Annotated in this window: 22 protein-coding genes and 1 tRNA gene; 6 read left to right on the top strand and 17 right to left on the bottom strand. The window is 65.9% G+C overall.

What is annotated here, in order from left to right:
• The first annotated feature begins 82 nt into the window (after nucleotides 1-82).
• Nucleotides 83-153: transfer RNA gene (locus ABEA43_RS03595), tRNA-Gly, on the top strand.
• A gap of 103 nt (nucleotides 154-256) precedes the next feature.
• Here the strand turns inward: ABEA43_RS03595 and ABEA43_RS03590 are convergent.
• The gene (locus ABEA43_RS03590) at nucleotides 257-1,129 is read right to left on the bottom strand and encodes a site-specific integrase (protein ID WP_345558560.1); all 873 of its coding nucleotides are present in this window, start codon (nucleotides 1,127-1,129) and stop codon (nucleotides 257-259) included.
• Nucleotides 1,130-1,253: 124 nt separating this feature from the next.
• Nucleotides 1,254-1,742 carry a hypothetical protein gene (locus tag ABEA43_RS03585; RefSeq protein ID WP_345558558.1) on the bottom strand — a complete coding sequence of 163 codons (489 nt, stop codon included), beginning with the start codon at nucleotides 1,740-1,742 and terminating at the stop codon, nucleotides 1,254-1,256.
• A gap of 658 nt (nucleotides 1,743-2,400) precedes the next feature.
• On the opposite strand from ABEA43_RS03585, the gene ABEA43_RS03580 reads away from it, so the two are divergent.
• Together ABEA43_RS03580 and ABEA43_RS03575 are read left to right on the top strand one after the other, a co-directional pair.
• Nucleotides 2,401-2,775 (top strand): type II toxin-antitoxin system RelE/ParE family toxin, encoded by a 375-nt coding sequence (locus tag ABEA43_RS03580; RefSeq protein WP_345558556.1) that lies wholly within the window; start codon nucleotides 2,401-2,403, stop codon nucleotides 2,773-2,775.
• Between the two features lie 4 nt (nucleotides 2,776-2,779).
• Nucleotides 2,780-3,112, top strand: coding sequence for a helix-turn-helix domain-containing protein (locus ABEA43_RS03575; RefSeq protein ID WP_345558554.1), 333 nt, complete (start codon nucleotides 2,780-2,782; stop codon nucleotides 3,110-3,112).
• A 434-nt stretch (nucleotides 3,113-3,546) separates the two neighbouring features.
• Here the strand turns inward: ABEA43_RS03575 and ABEA43_RS03570 are convergent, their stop codons facing one another.
• The 8 genes from ABEA43_RS03570 to ABEA43_RS03535 all read right to left on the bottom strand — a co-directional run bounded on the left by ABEA43_RS03570 (nucleotide 3,547) and on the right by ABEA43_RS03535 (nucleotide 8,569).
• Entirely contained in the window at nucleotides 3,547-3,846 is a 300-nt protein-coding gene (locus ABEA43_RS03570) for a helix-turn-helix domain-containing protein (RefSeq protein ID WP_345558552.1), read from the bottom strand.
• Between the two features lie 5 nt (nucleotides 3,847-3,851).
• Nucleotides 3,852-4,196, bottom strand: a complete 345-nt coding sequence (locus tag ABEA43_RS03565; RefSeq protein WP_345558550.1) for a type II toxin-antitoxin system RelE/ParE family toxin — start codon at nucleotides 4,194-4,196, stop codon at nucleotides 3,852-3,854.
• Nucleotides 4,197-4,377: 181 nt separating this feature from the next.
• On the bottom strand, nucleotides 4,378-4,755 hold the full coding sequence (locus tag ABEA43_RS03560) for a hypothetical protein (protein WP_345558548.1): 378 nt from the start codon (nucleotides 4,753-4,755) through the stop codon (nucleotides 4,378-4,380).
• Between the two features lie 577 nt (nucleotides 4,756-5,332).
• On the bottom strand, nucleotides 5,333-5,686 hold the full coding sequence (locus ABEA43_RS03555; protein WP_345558546.1) for a hypothetical protein: 354 nt from the start codon (nucleotides 5,684-5,686) through the stop codon (nucleotides 5,333-5,335).
• Between the two features lie 393 nt (nucleotides 5,687-6,079).
• The gene (locus tag ABEA43_RS03550) at nucleotides 6,080-6,706 is read right to left on the bottom strand and encodes a hypothetical protein (RefSeq protein WP_345558545.1); all 627 of its coding nucleotides are present in this window, start codon (nucleotides 6,704-6,706) and stop codon (nucleotides 6,080-6,082) included.
• A gap of 461 nt (nucleotides 6,707-7,167) precedes the next feature.
• Nucleotides 7,168-7,584 (bottom strand): DNA-binding protein, encoded by a 417-nt coding sequence (locus ABEA43_RS03545; RefSeq protein ID WP_345558543.1) that lies wholly within the window; start codon nucleotides 7,582-7,584, stop codon nucleotides 7,168-7,170.
• Nucleotides 7,581-7,838 (bottom strand): CopG family transcriptional regulator, encoded by a 258-nt coding sequence (locus ABEA43_RS03540; protein ID WP_345558541.1) that lies wholly within the window; start codon nucleotides 7,836-7,838, stop codon nucleotides 7,581-7,583. Before ABEA43_RS03540 ends, ABEA43_RS03545 begins: the two co-directional genes overlap by 4 nt.
• A 365-nt stretch (nucleotides 7,839-8,203) precedes the next feature.
• On the bottom strand, nucleotides 8,204-8,569 hold the full coding sequence (locus ABEA43_RS03535) for a hypothetical protein (protein WP_345558537.1): 366 nt from the start codon (nucleotides 8,567-8,569) through the stop codon (nucleotides 8,204-8,206).
• Nucleotides 8,570-8,920: 351 nt separating this feature from the next.
• Between ABEA43_RS03535 and ABEA43_RS03530 the strand changes: the two genes are divergently transcribed.
• Complete coding sequence (locus ABEA43_RS03530; protein WP_345558535.1) at nucleotides 8,921-9,520, top strand: chloramphenicol phosphotransferase CPT family protein; 600 nt, start codon at nucleotides 8,921-8,923, stop codon at nucleotides 9,518-9,520.
• A 10-nt stretch (nucleotides 9,521-9,530) separates the two neighbouring features.
• Here the strand turns inward: ABEA43_RS03530 and ABEA43_RS03525 are convergent, their stop codons facing one another.
• From ABEA43_RS03525 to ABEA43_RS03510, 4 genes are all read right to left on the bottom strand, one after another.
• The gene (locus tag ABEA43_RS03525; protein ID WP_345558533.1) at nucleotides 9,531-9,914 is read right to left on the bottom strand and encodes a Cpe/LpqF family protein; all 384 of its coding nucleotides are present in this window, start codon (nucleotides 9,912-9,914) and stop codon (nucleotides 9,531-9,533) included.
• A gap of 69 nt (nucleotides 9,915-9,983) precedes the next feature.
• Nucleotides 9,984-10,538: a GNAT family N-acetyltransferase gene (locus tag ABEA43_RS03520; RefSeq protein ID WP_345558531.1), complete on the bottom strand. Its 555-nt coding sequence runs from the start codon at nucleotides 10,536-10,538 to the stop codon at nucleotides 9,984-9,986.
• Between the two features lie 50 nt (nucleotides 10,539-10,588).
• Nucleotides 10,589-11,218: a maleylpyruvate isomerase N-terminal domain-containing protein gene (locus tag ABEA43_RS03515; RefSeq protein WP_345558529.1), complete on the bottom strand. Its 630-nt coding sequence runs from the start codon at nucleotides 11,216-11,218 to the stop codon at nucleotides 10,589-10,591.
• Entirely contained in the window at nucleotides 11,211-12,053 is an 843-nt protein-coding gene (locus tag ABEA43_RS03510) for an NmrA/HSCARG family protein (RefSeq protein ID WP_345558527.1), read from the bottom strand. The genes ABEA43_RS03515 and ABEA43_RS03510 overlap by 8 nt, the downstream gene beginning before the upstream one ends.
• A gap of 86 nt (nucleotides 12,054-12,139) precedes the next feature.
• On the opposite strand from ABEA43_RS03510, the gene ABEA43_RS03505 reads away from it, so the two are divergent.
• Nucleotides 12,140-12,784: a TetR/AcrR family transcriptional regulator gene (locus tag ABEA43_RS03505; RefSeq protein WP_345558525.1), complete on the top strand. Its 645-nt coding sequence runs from the start codon at nucleotides 12,140-12,142 to the stop codon at nucleotides 12,782-12,784.
• A 32-nt stretch (nucleotides 12,785-12,816) separates the two neighbouring features.
• Here the strand turns inward: ABEA43_RS03505 and ABEA43_RS03500 are convergent, their stop codons facing one another.
• The gene (locus ABEA43_RS03500; protein WP_345558523.1) at nucleotides 12,817-13,116 is read right to left on the bottom strand and encodes an SCO4225 family membrane protein; all 300 of its coding nucleotides are present in this window, start codon (nucleotides 13,114-13,116) and stop codon (nucleotides 12,817-12,819) included.
• A gap of 318 nt (nucleotides 13,117-13,434) precedes the next feature.
• Between ABEA43_RS03500 and ABEA43_RS03495 the strand changes: the two genes are divergently transcribed.
• A complete protein-coding gene (locus tag ABEA43_RS03495) occupies nucleotides 13,435-14,016 on the top strand; it encodes a hypothetical protein (RefSeq protein ID WP_345558521.1) in 582 nt (193 codons plus the stop codon).
• On the opposite strand, the gene ABEA43_RS03490 is transcribed toward ABEA43_RS03495, so the two are convergent.
• Both ABEA43_RS03490 and ABEA43_RS03485 read right to left on the bottom strand, forming a co-directional pair.
• The gene (locus tag ABEA43_RS03490) at nucleotides 14,004-14,444 is read right to left on the bottom strand and encodes a VOC family protein (RefSeq protein ID WP_345558519.1); all 441 of its coding nucleotides are present in this window, start codon (nucleotides 14,442-14,444) and stop codon (nucleotides 14,004-14,006) included. The two genes, ABEA43_RS03495 and ABEA43_RS03490, sit on opposite strands and share 13 nt — an antisense overlap.
• 177 nt (nucleotides 14,445-14,621) lie before the next feature.
• Entirely contained in the window at nucleotides 14,622-14,936 is a 315-nt protein-coding gene (locus ABEA43_RS03485; protein WP_345558517.1) for a hypothetical protein, read from the bottom strand.
• Nucleotides 14,937-14,963: the final 27 nt, after the last annotated feature.

Genomic DNA, 14,963 nt, shown 5'->3' with positions numbered 1-14,963 from the left:
CCGGCAGGAAACTCTGGGGCCTCGGGATTGCTGTAGCGCGCCAAGTTTCCGCTACAGTGGTGGACGCGGCTTCGGGCCGTACGCGGGTGTAGTTCAATGGTAGAACATCAGCTTCCCAAGCTGACAGCGCGGGTTCGATTCCCGTCACCCGCTCTCATACTTCAGGCCCAGGTAGGACGGAATCCCCGGACCCTGGGCCTGATTGTTTCTAGACTTGTTGATCTTCGCGGGCCATAAACGGGCCATTAGCTCGTGATCACCCTGCCGGGACCAGTATGCCCGCCGTGCCCTCGTCGCCGTCATCGTCACGTGCTTCGAGTTGCCGATCGATGGCGTTGGTGATCGCCTCGTCGGCTCCTCTGACCGCGTGCTGGTAGATCATGGCCGCTCGGACGTTGTCGTGTCCCATGCGCGCCATGAGGTCCTTGAGCCCCGCGCCGGACTCGGCGGCCAGCATGTTGCCCGTGTGCCTCAGATCGTGGAAATGAAGCCCAGGCAGGCCCATCTCCGTGACGACGTCCACCCACCGTGTGCGGGTGTTGAAACCGCTGCGGGGTATCGGCCCGCCCTTGGCTGCTGGGAACATCAGCGAGCCCGGCTCGCTCTGGACGTAGGTGTCCATGTGCTCCTGGAGGATGGGGACGATGCTCTGCGGAACGCCCACTGTCCGGCGACCGGCCTTGGACTTGGGCGGTCCCAGCACCAGCCCGCCGGCAGAGCGCTCGACGAAGGCGACCCGGACGCGGACCGTACGCGCCTTGAGATCGACGTCCATCCTGCGTAGTGCGCTGACCTCACCCCAACGCAGGCTCGCGAAGGTGGCCAGCAGCACCATCGCGCGGAACCGCCGGTCCTGGGTCGAGTCGGCCTTTCCCTCCATGGCCATCTTCCACAGTGCACGCTCGGCCGCCGCACGCGCGTGGAAGATCTCCGGATGGGTCCGCATCGCGCCGTGCCGTTGAAAGCGCAGCCGGTACGCCTCGTCCTTGACCTTGCGGACATTGCCGATCGGACGTAGCCCGACTCGGTCGGCCAGCTCGAACACCTGCACGCCGGCCCCGCCGTACCAACCGAACCCCCCGACCGGGGTTGCCCCGCCGCCGCACAGATGCAGCCCTACGATCGCCACTGCATGGCCAGTCGCCGTACGTGCTCGGGGGCGATCGACGATCCAGGGTTCGTTCCTCACCTTGGCTCACCGTTCACGATGGCTGATCGACGCCGAACAGTTGCTGCTGACTAAAGCCCATAGATCAATCCGGCCGCGATTGCTGGCGCCAGGCGACCATCAGGGCTCCCGCCGTCGTGAGCGCCAGCAGAAGGTGCACGCTGTACCACCAGATGGTCGGTACCTCCTCGAAGGTCTCCCTGGCGGGCACAGCGCCGGTCGTCACGAGCCCCACGACCACGTTCAGCGCACCCAGCCCAAGCAGCGCGAGCACGGGCAGAGCCGGGAGGAACCTCCGGATGAGTATCAGTCGGAAGACTGCCACCAGCAGGAAAGCCAGCCCCGACCACTGATGCAACGCTCTCACGAGCAGGCCACCAGGTGTCTCAAAGGTGAGTTTCAGCTCCGAGGCGTAGGCGGCGCTCATCTCTACACCGCGCAGTGGCTCATAGGGGCCGTCATAGATCGGGTTGTCTGCCGGCGAGTAGAAAAACGTCAGGTAAGCGCCGGTGACTAACACGATTCCAAGACAAGCCACAAGTAGGACGCTCATCAGCCTCGTATATGCCTTCACCGGTATAGTTCACCACCGATCAACCGGCGCGCGTGTGGCGCGAGTAACACCAGGCCGCAGGCTGATCGCCGGGCCATTAGCGGGCCATTAAGGGGGGTGACGAGGGGTCAACCACGGTCACTCAATGCCTACCTTCGACCCAGCTCAGCGCCCCAACGGGCCGTGATCGATGCAGTTCCCAAGCTGACAGCGCGGGTTCGATTCCCGTCACCCGCTCTCAAACTGCAAGGCCTTCCGCTTTCAGGGCGCGCTTCGCGCGTTTGGGGCTTCAGACAGCGCTTCCCAGGGGACTCCGCCCCCTTCGACCCCCGCCAAGCCCGCTCGCTTCGCTCGCACTAGGCCCGCCCGTTCCCTGGCTACACGGTGGGCTGGCCTCACCCCGACCTGGCTTCGCTGATCGCTCCCATTGTCCCTTCCAGGCATTCCCGCTGGTCGTCGAGAAGGTTGCCGCCCCTCGGTCCCTGGGCCGGCCTGTTCAGCAGGGCGGCAGACAGCCAGATCGACGCCGGCATCATGTCGAGTGACAACCCCTGGACACCGCCGCAGGCGTCATCGCCCACGAAGCAGGAGTCGTTGACCTCGATGACAGTTCATCTCGCATGGTTGCTGCGCCCTGCAGAATCAGGTTATGCAAAGCTTGGCATATACACTGTGTTGCATGAGTGAAGAGCTGTACGACATCGAGCTGGAGCCAGCGGTGGAGGCTTGGCTGGACACTTTGTCCGACCGAGATCATGCCGCTGTCGAGGCCGCTGTCGAACGGCTCGCTGAATTCGGCGACCGGATGCCGTATGGTCACGCTCGCGACTTGGGTGACGGGTTGTGGGAGTTGCGCTTCGATATTGCACACCATTCGGTGCGCCTCACCTACTGGCTGGCCGAGGGCCGCCGGGCGGTGCTGCTGACCGCCTTCTACAAGACGCGCGACAGGCAGCCGCGCGATGTGGAGCGCGCCCGTAAGGCGATGGCCGAGTGCATGGCCGGCGGCTTGGAGCACGGCGCCGCGCATTGGATCTATGAGGGAAGGGGCTGAAAGGATGGCCGGGCACAGCAAGTGGAAGACGATCAAGGCCAAGCGGCTTGCTGGTGAGGAAGTGAGGCCCGAGTACGCCGCGATGGTGGAGGAGGCACGACTGGGGCAGGAACTCGGCGCGGCCGTCTACCGCCGCCGGATCGAGCTGGGCCTGTCGCAGACGGAACTGGCCGAGCGAGCAGGCATGACGCAGCCGCAAGTCTCCCGCTTGGAAGGTGGAGCGCACATGCCGACGATTCCGCTGATGGTGCGGTTGGCAGCGGCGTTGGAGATCGATGTGGTGATGCATGGTGATGTCTCCGCGTCAGTGGAGTTTCGGGCCATCACCGCCGCGTGAGGAAGAGGTGCCGTGACACGACCTATAAGGCTGACGCGATGCGAAAGGCTAACCCGCTTTCCCTTCGGGCGGGTCGACGGCAGACAGGATGAATTAGGTGGGCAGCGGGGTGTGCCTCGTACGAAGAACAGCAGGTCGCGGGCTGATCGTCGTGCCATTAGCGTGCCATTAAGGGCGGTAACGAGGGGTCAACCACGGTCACTGACGACCGGCCTCAGCCGCAGGTCAACGCCCCTACGAGCCGAGATCCATGCAATTCCCAAGCTGACAGCGCGGGTTCGATTCCCGTCACCCGCTCTCAGACTGAAAGCCAGGTTAGGGATGGGTTCCGACCTGGCTTTGATCGTTTCAGAAGCCGCTCTCGATCTTCCGTGTAACTTACGACGCAGTGTCGGCAGTCGGGCTGTGACTGCCGACACTGCTTTCGAGCGAGATCAGCCAGCCTCACGTAGCGGCTGGAACTCGACACTGAGCCGCATCTCCAGAGCGTCTGCCAGGCGCTCCAACATGGGGATGGTCGGCATGGTCCCCCCTGCCTCGAACCGTGCTACCGCCGGCTGTTTCAGCCCAGTGCGCTCCGCCAGTTCAGCTTGGGTCAGCCCCAGTTGCTCACGCCGCAGTCTCACAGCCTCGCCCAGCTCGAACCGGATCTTGGCTGCCTCGTAAGCCGCTCCGGCACCGGGGCGACTCAGTATTTCGGACCTCTTGTCGGCCCAGGTCCTGCGCTCGCTCACTCCGCTCACTCCTCATCAGTGGTGTGCGCCTCAGCGATACACCGCTGTATGGCCCGCCACGCACGATCGATCTCAGCGGTCTCGCGCATCCGCTGCTTGCGGAACACCGTCAGCATGATGATCCGTCTCCCCGGAGCGATCCAGTAGGTGATCCGCACCGCCTCTCGGTGGAGGTGAAACCGCAGCTCACGTAGTTTGCCGCGGAGTTGACGAGTGTAGGGCTCGTCGAGCAGGACACCACGTGCGGCCAGTAGGTCGATGTAGAACGCTGCTGTTTCCTGGTCTTCCTGATCAAGGGTGTCGAACCACTCATCAATCTCTGGTTCCAGCTCCACCTCTCCCCAGTTCATAACACGAACGTTATAGCGCGGGCAAGAGCCGGGTCTTGGAGAAGCGAAATTGCCCTGTTACGTGCCACATGGCTGGCGGACGATGTGCATTCGGACGCCAATGTCCCGTGGTCCAGGCCCGCTTCCCCTTCGGGTGTGGGTCGACGGCTGACGGGAGATCAGGCGGGCGGGGTGCGCGTAGTCAACGCTCGAAGTCACTTTGCAGGTGGCCGTGGAAGAGTGAGAAGGAACTGTATCTTGATCGTTCTTCCTGCTCGTGAAAGAGGTAGTCGGCGCACACGTGGCCGGAGAAGCGATCGTTGCTGAGCAGGAAGACCACGCCGTCCGGATCAGCGTCGATCGTGGGCGTGATGTCCACCACGAGCCCGTGCGTCATCGTCACGGGAAGGTTGATCTTTCGGACGCCTTTGAACAGCAGCTCGATGTGAAGTGCATCCGGCTCGAACTCCGTCCGTAGAACGAGTTCGCTGTGTGAGGGCACGTAGCTCCAGATCCGAAATCGGCGGTTCGGGAAGTGCAGGGGGAAGGAGAGCGAACCGGGGTAGCGACTGTAACTCACAGAGAGAGCGCACCACGGCCAGGCGAGACGAAGCAAGAGGTCAGTGCGTGATCGTCGTGCCATTAGCGTGCCATTAACCCCGGTGACGAGGGGTCAACCACGGTCACTCACGACCACCGCGCCAATCACGCTGACCAGGCAAGCCGAGGAGCGCAGCCCGTGATCACAGCAATTCCCAAGCTGACAGCGCGGGTTCGATTCCCGTCACCCGCTCTCAAACTGCACGGCCTTCCGTTCCGGATGCGCTTCGCGCGTTGGACCTCCAGACAGTGTCCAAGTGGGGGCGCGGCCCCCACGCCCCGGCTTCAACTGCATCGCCTTCGCTGGGTGGCGCTTCGCGCCCTTGGGCTCAGACTGTGTCCGATCGGGGCTCCGCCCCAAGCCCCGATCGAGGGGCTGCCGCCCCTCGAGCACCCCGCCGGCTGGCCTTGGCCCGAGAGGCTGAGACAAGCCCAGAGGCGCACCGCTCAAGAGGATGCCGGGTCGGGACCTTAATCTTCCGGCCGACGATCTGGAAGTCACTCTGGCTGGAGACGACCCGTTGCAGGGTTGATCGGCGTCTCACGTGCGTAAGCGCTCAGACCCAAAACTGGATCTTGTATAGCTCGATCCGGGCGAACGCGTGGGGGAAGTCGGGCTCCTGTTCGGTCCGAAGGATCTTGGTGGCTACCCGTGTGGACCAGGTGTTACCAGTTTTCCCCAGGTTGAACTCCATATGGTGCGAATAGCCAGTCGCCCAGGCTGCGACACCGATCAGTCCGGATTTCAGAGAGAGCGGCCCAGCCCACAGCTCTTCCCAGTCATCCGCAGGTGGCGGCCCGTCCCACCGCTCGAACCGGGCGTGGATCGTATGCACATATCCGTTGGAGTATGCCGTCTGGATGATGAGCCCGTCGTGCCCTGCTGCGATCCTGCCGTTCGGTGGGTCCATCTCCCCTTCGACCGCCGAGCCTGCTAATTGGCCGTCGATACGCTGGCGACTGCGAAGAGCCTGTATCCGGGTCTCACCTCGTCCGTGAGTGAGCGAAGAAGGCTGCTCATAGTCTCTCCCTTTCCCTGCGCATGCCATCGGAGCCAAGCCGATCCCACAGCTCAAGACCGTGATCGTCGTGCCATCAGCGTGCCGACAAGGGCGGTAACGAGGGGTCAGCCACGGTCACTCAGGACCGGCCTGCCGCCCATCTCAGCGCCCCGTGGGCCGTGATCGATGCAGTTCCCAAGCTGACAGCGCGGGTTCGATTCCCGTCACCCATTCTTCAATACGAAAGCCGGGTCAGGGATCGTTCTTCGACCCCGAGCCATGGCTGTCCGCCTGCTGAATCGCCTACTCCTCAAACCAGGCCACCAAGCGGACAGCATCGTCTCCATGAACGTGCGCGAGCGTGCGCATGACTGTCCACGCCGCGTGCCAGTAACCGTCCGACGGTACGACATGGCGTCGCGTGGCGCGTTCGACACGGAAGACGGTACTTCCGGCCTTCCACTCGGTGCCTTCGTCCCACAGCGCGACCTGGCCGGGATCAACCGTTAAGGTGTCGACGCCACTCACGCGAGCGAACCTACGACTCCATACCGAGCGGTAAACGAGTTCCAGGCTTTGATCGGGAAGCTGCCGATACTGGGCTACGTCCGTCGGATGGAGGGCCGGTTCATCCCAATCGATCGCGGTGACCTCTTCCCAGCCCAACCAAGTGACACCGAAGGCGGCTTCCCCCCATTGCCCCAATTCCGCTTTGGCGGTCTCCGACGCGTCCTGGGGGAGTCCGTGATCGGCCGCGATCGGTCGCCAGGCGCCTGAGCTGCGAACCCCGAAGAGGCAATCGAAGGCGCCGTACTCTCTGTGCACTCCCAGCATCGACAGAGAGATCGCGGCGCACCAGGCGGACTCGCCTATGTCGAGCCCACGTGTCCACGTGCGGCACTCGATGAACCCGTGGATGCTGGTTCCCATGCCGGGATCTTCTTGCTCGCGCAGCGGCGCTGTCCAACCCTTTACGATCACGAGCCACTCTCTGGTGGGGCGCTCCAGCTTTGGGGTGACGCCATGTACGTGCATGCGGCTGAAGGCCGTAGGTGCTGCGGTGGATGCCTGAGCAGAGCGGAGTGCGTGGGGTTCGTTAGGCCGTGCCCGCTGCGTGCCGGTTCGGGCGGCGATCAACGGGGAGTTGCGGGAACGGTCACTCGACCGGCATCGGCCCAGGTCGGCGTTTCTCTTGGTCAAATGCTGTGGTCTTGAACGAGTTCCCAAGCTGGCAGAGTGGGGTTCGATACCGGACACCTGCTCCAAACTGTGAAAGCCCAGGTAGGCCGATGAATTCGGGGCCTGGGCTTTGGTGTTTCCTGATGTTGTTGATCTCCGCGTGCCATTGGGCCCATGATCACCCTGTCGGAACCAGCGGGACGGGGCATAGCTCAAATCTTGATGACAGTGACGCGTGCACCGCACAGTGCGGCGAGGTCCTCGGGGTCGGAGGTGAGGACCGTGACGGGGCCTGGGGCAGCCAGAGCAGTGGCGCCGAGCGTGGCGTCGATGGCGTACTTGTGCCCATGCAGGCCGGTGTTGGACAAGAGGGTGGCGGCGTGGCGGGCGATTGGCTCGGTGACCGGCTCGATGACAAGGCGGGACAGCGTCCACTTCAGAGCCGGCCGATTGACGCGGGGGTGGACCACCTCGACGAGGATGGCGGCAGAGGTGATGACGCGGAGGTCGTCAGCACGGGCGAGAGCAAGCCATGCGGTGACCGTACGGTCGCGCAGGACGGCCTTGGCCAGCCGCCCCTCGCTGTCAAGGACAAGGGTGCCGCCGGGAGTGGCGGGAGAACGGGTCACGCAGCCGTCCCGCCATTGGCCTGTCCCTGGCGGGCCTGGTGGAGTTGGTCGCGCATTGCCTGTACCTCGTCGTCGGTGATGGGGCCAGGCTCGGCCTCGGCTACCTGGATGAGTTCGCTGAGGTTGTCGCGCTCAATCTGGCGAGCGACGGCGGCGACATAAGCGGACAAGCCGGAAGGACCACTCCGGGATCGGGCGGCCTCGGCGATGTCACGTGGCATGGTGATCGAATACTTGCCGGTAGGCTCTCTCATACTCCCTATCCTCCCGCTGGGTCGCGACCGTCTACTTGCGTCGGAAGGATCACCGTCGGCGAGTTTGCGCACCGGGCGAGAGCTGAGCGGTCTCCTTGCAAGCGAAGGTCACTGGTTCCGGTTCAGGCATAGCGACCGTGCGAAGTCCTCGCGCGGGCTTGGTACCGGCGTCGCGCGGGATGCGTTCACCGGTCGATGACTCCCGCCTGCTGGAAGTGCCCGGCGTTGGACGATGGAGCCCCTCTGCCCCTTCGTCGAGGTTGACGACGTGTTGGATCTGGTCGGGGAGCTTGTCGCCCTTGCGCGGCGGGGCAAGAGAAACGATGAACTGCTTTACTGCTGGTGGATTCCGGGTTGGCCATCCACTACTGATCCACATCCTCCTCATCAAGAGGCGGAAGGACGCCGCAAGCGTTTTCGATTTCTCCAGTCGCGATCATGTCCTGCACTGCGACGATCATCGAGTCGAAGCCGGGTTCACGGATGACGACCAGATCGGAACACCAGAAGTACTGGCCGTTGCGGCACTCACCTGTGTCCTGCCAACGATCCATGATCTTGCGGACGACTCCGAGCGTCATGAACGTCGCGTACCGGCAGGTGCCGTCGGACAGTGTGATGGTCGCGTCGGCTTCGTCGGCGGTCTCGGGGGAATACCCTTCCCAGCGAGGAATCAGCATCTCGAAGCCGGGCTTGCTGATGCGGTAGAAGGCGCCATCGATCTCGATCACGAGCCCCACCCTGTCGAGCATCACGGGACCCTGCAACGGGGAGGGCATCAACTCGCTCTGTCCCCGCGGGTCATGCGTTGGTCGGTCGTGCCATCGAGAGGGGCGACGGGGGTCGCTCACGACCGCCTTCCGCCCCAAACCGGTGTCTCTACAAGCCAAGATTTCTGTGATTCTCAAGCGCGAGCGCTGGCGCTCGTCGAAGTGGATGACCTGCGCAAGGCCGTTCACCGTACGCTGGATGTCCGCCGAGGCCGCGGAGCTCGATCGCGATCGCGTCGGCTCGCCGGGTTCGCGGGCCGTCTCGCGGGGTTGCTCATGGAAGTGAAAGGCCGCTAGATGATTGGTGCTGCTATGGAACCCACCCCACCGGATCGCGGCCCAGGACGTGTCATCATCCTCAATGGTGCGTCCAGTTCCGGGAAATCGACCCTGGCCAAGGAATTGCAGCGTTCGCTTGACGAGCCGTTCATGTACGTCTCCTCCGATCAGTTCGTGGCGAGCGGGATGCTGCCCGAGCGGCGTGACGCGGAAGGCCCCTTCTCCTGGTGGGGCGAAATGCGGCCGCGGTTCTTCCAGGGCTTTCACCGGTGTCTTCCCGCTCTGGCGGGCGCGGGTAACGACCTGGTCGTGGAGCACGTCATCGAGTTCCGTACGTGGCGCGATCAGTTGTCGCGCCTGCTGGCGGGATTCGATGTGTTCCTGGTGGGAGTGCATTGCGACCTCGCGGAGATCGACCGGAGGGAGCGGGTGCGCGGGGATCGCCGGATCGGGGAAGGGCGTGGGCATGTCGAGGTCGACGGCATACATATGTTCGGTCCGTACGACTATGAAGTGGATACCACCAAGGGTGTCTCGGCCGAGCTTGCCGAGTCGGTGCTGACCGCTTGGCGGACGCGAGGGGTCCGCCGGGCGCTGATTCCTCTCGATGCCGCAGGTGAACGCGGCGCGTAAGAGGCCGCCGTTACTTCGGGTCCAGAAGCAGGTAGTCGATTTTGCCGTCGGCTCCTACGGACATCTTCGTGTCGTACTTCTGTCCCAGGGGAATGGACGTCAGCCCGATCAACTCCGTCGGCTTCGTGCTGCTCAGCTCCTCCAGCTTCAGCCCGGCGACGCCTTTGGCGAGCTCGTTGAACTTCTCCGCCGGCACATCCGCGAGGAAAGCCTTGCCGAGGTGCTCGTTGAGCTCTTTCTCGGGGATCGGAGCTCGATTGACAGCTTCCAGGTACCACTGCAGTTGCTTGCCGGCCGGGCTGTCGGGGATGGCGATGGCTTTTGCGTCATTCGCGGCAGTGCAGCCCGTCACAAGGGCGGTGAGCAGAACGGCTAACGCAGGGATCAATCGCATGGGGGACTCCTGGTGATCAAGGTTAGGCCCCCGTTGTGGCAGGGGTCGCCCTTGTGGAGAGCGGGGAGCTCAGCTGAAATCTCTGGCGAGTTTCGAGTACACGTACATGTCGCGGCGTTCGCCGCCGATCTCCTGCCAGCTGCGCAGCAGGCCCTCGCGGACGAATCCGGCCCGTTCGGCGGTCTTCCACGACGGCTCGTTCCACGGCTCCACGTGCAGCTCCAGGCGCGGAATCCGCAGCCGCTCCAGGCCCCAGGCCGAGACGGCGTGCAGTGCCGCGGATGCCACGCCCTGACCGCGGACGGACGTGGCGACCCAGTAGCCGACGGTGGCCCGTCCGGATTGTCCCGGCCACAGGCCGATCTGGCCCACGGCCCGGCCGTGCCCGGTGTCCGCGATCGCGATGGCGAACGAGTAGCCGACCTGGTCGGCCGACCGGGTCCACTGCCGGCGGATGAAGGCCGCGCCCTCCTCGGGCGAGTAGTGCGACGGCACGGTGGTGATCAGCGGGATGTACGGATCCGCAGACGCCTCCTCCACCACCGTGACGTCGTCCAGCCGCCACGGACGGAGCAGGAACGTCTCACCGGCCGGAAGCTCCGGCACCACGAGGGGGCTGTTCATGCCCACATCATGCCAGCGAAACGATCACATGCGGTGCGGCGGAAGGTGGGTCAGATCGCGTTGATCGCCGCGGGTGCTCGCTCCACCCGGGTCAGCGCTCTCAGCAAGGCGGCTTGGCCGTGCCGCCGGGCGGCGAGCCGGGTGAGCAGCACCAGTACCGGGTCGAAGGCGGCCTCCGGGAGCTCCTGCACGTCCAGTCCCGCGCTGACGGCGAGATCGTCCATGTGCACGGCGAGCTCCAGCGTCCGCGTGACCAGAAAATCGTCGAGCCGCAGCGCCCACCCCGTCTGCGGCATGAACACCTCATGGTCGCCCGCACGCTTGGCCAGCTCGGTGCGCTGCTCGGCGAGCGCCGTGCGGGCGCGAGCTGCCAGCGCCGCCGCCCCTTCGGCCGCGACGTCCGTGCCCTTCGCCCGAATGCCGGCGTTGACCTCCCCGTCAAGCGGCGCGCCGATCCAGGCGGCCCGTGCGTAATGCTCCAGCAGGGGAATCGGCGCCGTTCGCGACTCGGGCTCGCGCAGGGCGGAGCTGACGCTGAAGATCTGGTAGGCGAGGTGGCCGGCCAGGCCGCCGACCGTCATCATGGCCAGCGCGCTCGGCTGCTCCCATGCCTCGGCGACCTCCGAGGTCTCCAGCAGCGCCACTGCCTGTCCTGCGGTGCTCAGGTAGGCGTCATTCATGGACATCGACCCTACCGATCGAGCGGCCGAGGAACTGTTCCAAGGTCAGCAGCCCCGGATGCTGACGGCGCAGGGCCGGGATGTCGGCCTGGTAGCCCTCCTCGGCGAACCACTCGAACATGCGCTCCTCGATCGGCAGCGCCTCGAACCTGGTCGGGGTGCCGCTGACGCGCTCGTAGACCCGGGCGACCTCCGGGAACGTGAGCTCGTCGCCGGCGAGCTCGATCTGCCGCCCGACGAACCCGGCCGGATCGTCGAAGGCGTCCGCGGCGAAGACGCCGATGTCCTCGGCGGCGATGAGCTGCATGGGCTTGTCCGGCTTGACCGGCAGCGACAGGAGCCGCTCGCCTTCGGCCTGGGCGTAGTGCAGGAGGTTGTTCATGAAGAACACCGGCCGCAGGACGGTGGCCGGCACGCTCAGCGCCAGGAGGTGCCGCTCGATCTCGGCCTTGCTCTCGAAGTGGTCGATGCCGGTGTGGCGTTCGGCTCCGCCCACGGAGCTGTAGACCAGGTGGGCGACGCCGCTGTCCTGGGCGATGTCGGCCACCGTCTTGCCCTGGCGCACTTCGGCGGCGAGGGTTTCCGGCTCGTAGGCCAGCGCCTGGACGCTGAACACCCCGTGTACGCCGCGCATCGCCCTACGCAGGGAGCCGGGGTCGTCGAGATCGCCCTGGACCAGTACGGCGCCCTGGTCGCGCAGTGCCTGTGCGGCGGGTTTGGCCGGATCGCGTACCAGCGCGTGCACGGTCCAGCCGCGGGCCAGCAGCCGGCGTGCGACGGCGCCGCCCTGGTTGCCGGTCGCGCCGGTGACGAGAACGACGTGGGAAGGAGACATGTGGAGTGACCGCCTTACTCGGAGCGATTTGCTCCGAGTTACATTAACCCGGAGCGGAACGCTCCGCAACGGGTATGCTGCCGTCCATGTCCGACGCCGCGACTCCGCGCAAGAGGGGGCCCCAGGCTCTGGCCGCCCGCAACGACCAGGCGCTGATCGAGGCCGCCCGTGAGGTCTTCACCACGCAGGGGTTCGACGCGCCGGTCTCCGCCGTCGCCGCGCGCGCGGGCGTGGGGATGGGCAGCCTGTACCGTCGCTACCGCACCAAGGAGGAGCTGCTCCAGCGGCTGTGCGCCGACTCGATGGAACGCGTCGCGGCGGCGGCTGAGGACGGCCTGGCGTACGAGGATCCCTGGGAGGGGTTCGCCCATTACGTGCGGGAATGCGTGGCGTTCGGGTTCGGCGTTCTCGCGCCGCTGGCCGGCGCCATCGAGGTCACGCCCGGCATGCGGCGGACCAATGAACGGGCGCAGGAGCTGGCCGACGAGCTGGTCGCTCGCGCGCATCAGGCGGGCGTGCTTCGCCCCGACGTCACCACCATGGACGTCTCCCTGCTCATCGGCCAGTTCGGCCGTCCGGCACCGGCTCCGTCCTGGCAGGCCGGCGAAGAGGTGCGTGGCCGGCTGCTGGCCATCGCCCTCGATGGCCTCAAGGCTCACGACCACCTTGGCCCGCTGCCGGGGAACCCGCCTGACCTGCGGCGCTACCAGGCTCTCTGGGGCGCCCGATGAGGTCGACCGGCCGGGTGGGAGCGTGCCGTGGTTCAGGGGCGGGCAGGCCCCCGGGCGAAGCGCCAGATGAGCCACGCCTGCACCAGGCCCGCGACGATGAGCAGGACGGTGAGCAGCACGGGCCGTCCCACCAGGTCCGGGAACAGGTCCCAGGCCCACCAGATCAGCCAGCCGAGCGGGAACGTGACGGCGACGAGAGCCACGCCGGTCAGCAGGGTGGGATCGGGGGTGGTCAGCAGGATGGCCAGCGAGACGACGCCGAGCAGCAGCACCAGGCCGCCGTAGACGCCGGCGGTGAGCGCCGCGCCCCTGCCGTTGCGGTAGCGGCGCATCAGGTCACCTTCCTCGGACGGGCAAAGCGCCGAGCCTACCGCCGATCTACGATCCGGGGTCAGGCTTGGTCGGGGAAGCGACGGATATGGCGGGTCTGCCGAGCACGCGCTCCAGATCAGGGCTCTGGCGTTCGAGCGCGCCCGCGCGGACCTGGGCGGAGAGCCAGCTCATGGCGCCCGCCACCACGCCACTCGTTTTCCGGGCCGGCCTCCTCAGGGTCTGAGGAAACCAACGGTCGAATTGCGAGGGGAATTTCGAACGCGATGAATTCGGTTATTGCTCGGCCATGAATTCATCGGGGGTCATAGCATGGGCCGATGTTCTTCGAGTCCCTGCAGACCGAAGAGGCGGATCTCCCGATATCTCCGGAGCTTCCGCCATGGCTATGCCCGGCATTTCCGGAAATGGGGGCGGTGCTGGCCATGGAGCGGTTGATCGCCCGCAGTGACAATGCGGTCCTCCTCCTGCCGACCATCCGCGCCTATCGGACGGGCTGCACGTTCCATGTGGAAATAGCCCTGCGTCAGGGCGATCTCAGCGTGACCGATTATTGGGACCTGCACATGACCATGGTCCCTTCCGCGCCGGTCAGGCTGCGCGCGGGCGAACGGCTTTCCCCTCGGTTGCTGCGGTGGGGCGTGCGCTATGCCGACGGGACGAAGGTCACCAGCATCGATCGGCGCCGTGCGGCGCCGGCCGGTCCGCTGCTGCAGGCGATGCGTCTCGACGGCGGGCTGACCGCCCTGCACGTCGTGCTGTGGTTGTGGCCGCTGCCGCCGCCCGAGACGTTCGAGCTCGCCGTCGAGTGGCCGCTGGGCGGCATCGAGCTGACCCTGGTCGAGCTCGACGGCGCGGCCATCACAGCGGGAGCCGCGCGGTCGGCCGGCTACTGGTCCTGAAGCGCCGGCTGCTGCTGCTCAAGCGCCGCCACGAGCTCGACCTCGAAGCCGTCCGCGTTCTCCAGGTAGGCGGCGTAATGCTGCTCGCCTCCCGCGTAAGGGTGCCGGTCGGGGAACAGCAGGCTCCAGCCGTGCTCGGGCGCCCGCGCCACCAGGGAGTCGACCAGGGCCCGGTCGCCGGCGTGGAAGGCGAGGTGGTTCAGGCCGGGCCGGCGGCGGTCGTGCCGGTCGGAAGTCAGGGCGGGCGACTGCTCCAGGACGACGTACGTGGCCCCGAGCCGCCAGCTCCGGCCGTCGGGCCAGTCCTGGAAGAGGGTGTAGCCGAGCTCCTCCAGCAGCCACGGCCAGCTCGCCAGCGCCCGGGGCAGGTCCGGGACCCAGATCTCGACGTGGTGCAGGGCTCCGGTGGTGGCCGGCGTGTCGGTCATGTGGAGCATTCTGGCGGGAGGGACCGCGTACGGGGGAATGGCAGAGCTCCCGGCGCGGCGGGTGGGCCACCACAACCTCGTCCGCCACGGCCAGGAGCTCTGGGACGCAGTTTTACCGTGTGGCCACGGGTTTGTCGCGCAGAACACCCCGACTGCCCCAGCCGGCCCCACCCCGGGTCAGTCGAAATCGCCTAGCTCGCCCACCTTCGCACCCACGCTCGCGTTCTCGACCTCCAGGCCGGGGATGCGCTCCGCGATCATGGTGTCGATGTTCATGAAGGCGATCAGGTTGCTCACCGCGTGCGCGGGGTCGCTCCTGATCTGGCGGATCTCGTCCTGCTTCTGGGCCTCTGTCGGGTCGGACCCGATGTGCCAGACGCCCTCCCTCTCGATCAGGTCGATCGCCGCGTCCTGCAGGGCCCGCACGTCGGTGAGCGACATGGTCATCTTGATTTCGATGCGGACATCCTGCTGCTTCTCCAAATCGGACATGCTTCACAGCATATGTCGGACGTACGA

It is taken from the genome of Nonomuraea rosea (assembly GCF_039539705.1).
Taxonomy (GTDB): Bacteria; Actinomycetota; Actinomycetes; order Streptosporangiales; family Streptosporangiaceae; genus Nonomuraea; species Nonomuraea rosea.
This window is presented reverse-complemented; position numbering and strand designations above follow the sequence as displayed.

Bases quoted from the DNA above. Each gene is read 5' to 3' on its own strand.
- ABEA43_RS03580 (WP_345558556.1), top strand. From the start codon at position 2,401: ATGAGTGAAGAGCTGTACGACATCGAGCTGGAGCCAGCGGTGGAGGCT.
- ABEA43_RS03575 (WP_345558554.1), top strand. From the start codon at position 2,780: ATGGCCGGGCACAGCAAGTGGAAGACGATCAAGGCCAAGCGGCTTGCT.
- ABEA43_RS03565 (WP_345558550.1), bottom strand. From the start codon at position 4,196: ATGAACTGGGGAGAGGTGGAGCTGGAACCAGAGATTGATGAGTGGTTC.
- ABEA43_RS03555 (WP_345558546.1), bottom strand. From the start codon at position 5,686: ATGGACCCACCGAACGGCAGGATCGCAGCAGGGCACGACGGGCTCATC.
- ABEA43_RS03550 (WP_345558545.1), bottom strand. From the start codon at position 6,706: ATGGGAACCAGCATCCACGGGTTCATCGAGTGCCGCACGTGGACACGT.
- ABEA43_RS03540 (WP_345558541.1), bottom strand. From the start codon at position 7,838: ATGAGAGAGCCTACCGGCAAGTATTCGATCACCATGCCACGTGACATC.
- ABEA43_RS03530 (WP_345558535.1), top strand. From the start codon at position 8,921: ATGGAACCCACCCCACCGGATCGCGGCCCAGGACGTGTCATCATCCTC.
- ABEA43_RS03525 (WP_345558533.1), bottom strand. From the start codon at position 9,914: ATGCGATTGATCCCTGCGTTAGCCGTTCTGCTCACCGCCCTTGTGACG.
- ABEA43_RS03520 (WP_345558531.1), bottom strand. From the start codon at position 10,538: ATGAACAGCCCCCTCGTGGTGCCGGAGCTTCCGGCCGGTGAGACGTTC.
- ABEA43_RS03515 (WP_345558529.1), bottom strand. From the start codon at position 11,218: ATGAATGACGCCTACCTGAGCACCGCAGGACAGGCAGTGGCGCTGCTG.
- ABEA43_RS03510 (WP_345558527.1), bottom strand. From the start codon at position 12,053: ATGTCTCCTTCCCACGTCGTTCTCGTCACCGGCGCGACCGGCAACCAG.
- ABEA43_RS03505 (WP_345558525.1), top strand. From the start codon at position 12,140: ATGTCCGACGCCGCGACTCCGCGCAAGAGGGGGCCCCAGGCTCTGGCC.
- ABEA43_RS03500 (WP_345558523.1), bottom strand. From the start codon at position 13,116: ATGCGCCGCTACCGCAACGGCAGGGGCGCGGCGCTCACCGCCGGCGTC.
- ABEA43_RS03495 (WP_345558521.1), top strand. From the start codon at position 13,435: ATGTTCTTCGAGTCCCTGCAGACCGAAGAGGCGGATCTCCCGATATCT.
- ABEA43_RS03490 (WP_345558519.1), bottom strand. From the start codon at position 14,444: ATGACCGACACGCCGGCCACCACCGGAGCCCTGCACCACGTCGAGATC.
- ABEA43_RS03485 (WP_345558517.1), bottom strand. From the start codon at position 14,936: ATGTCCGATTTGGAGAAGCAGCAGGATGTCCGCATCGAAATCAAGATG.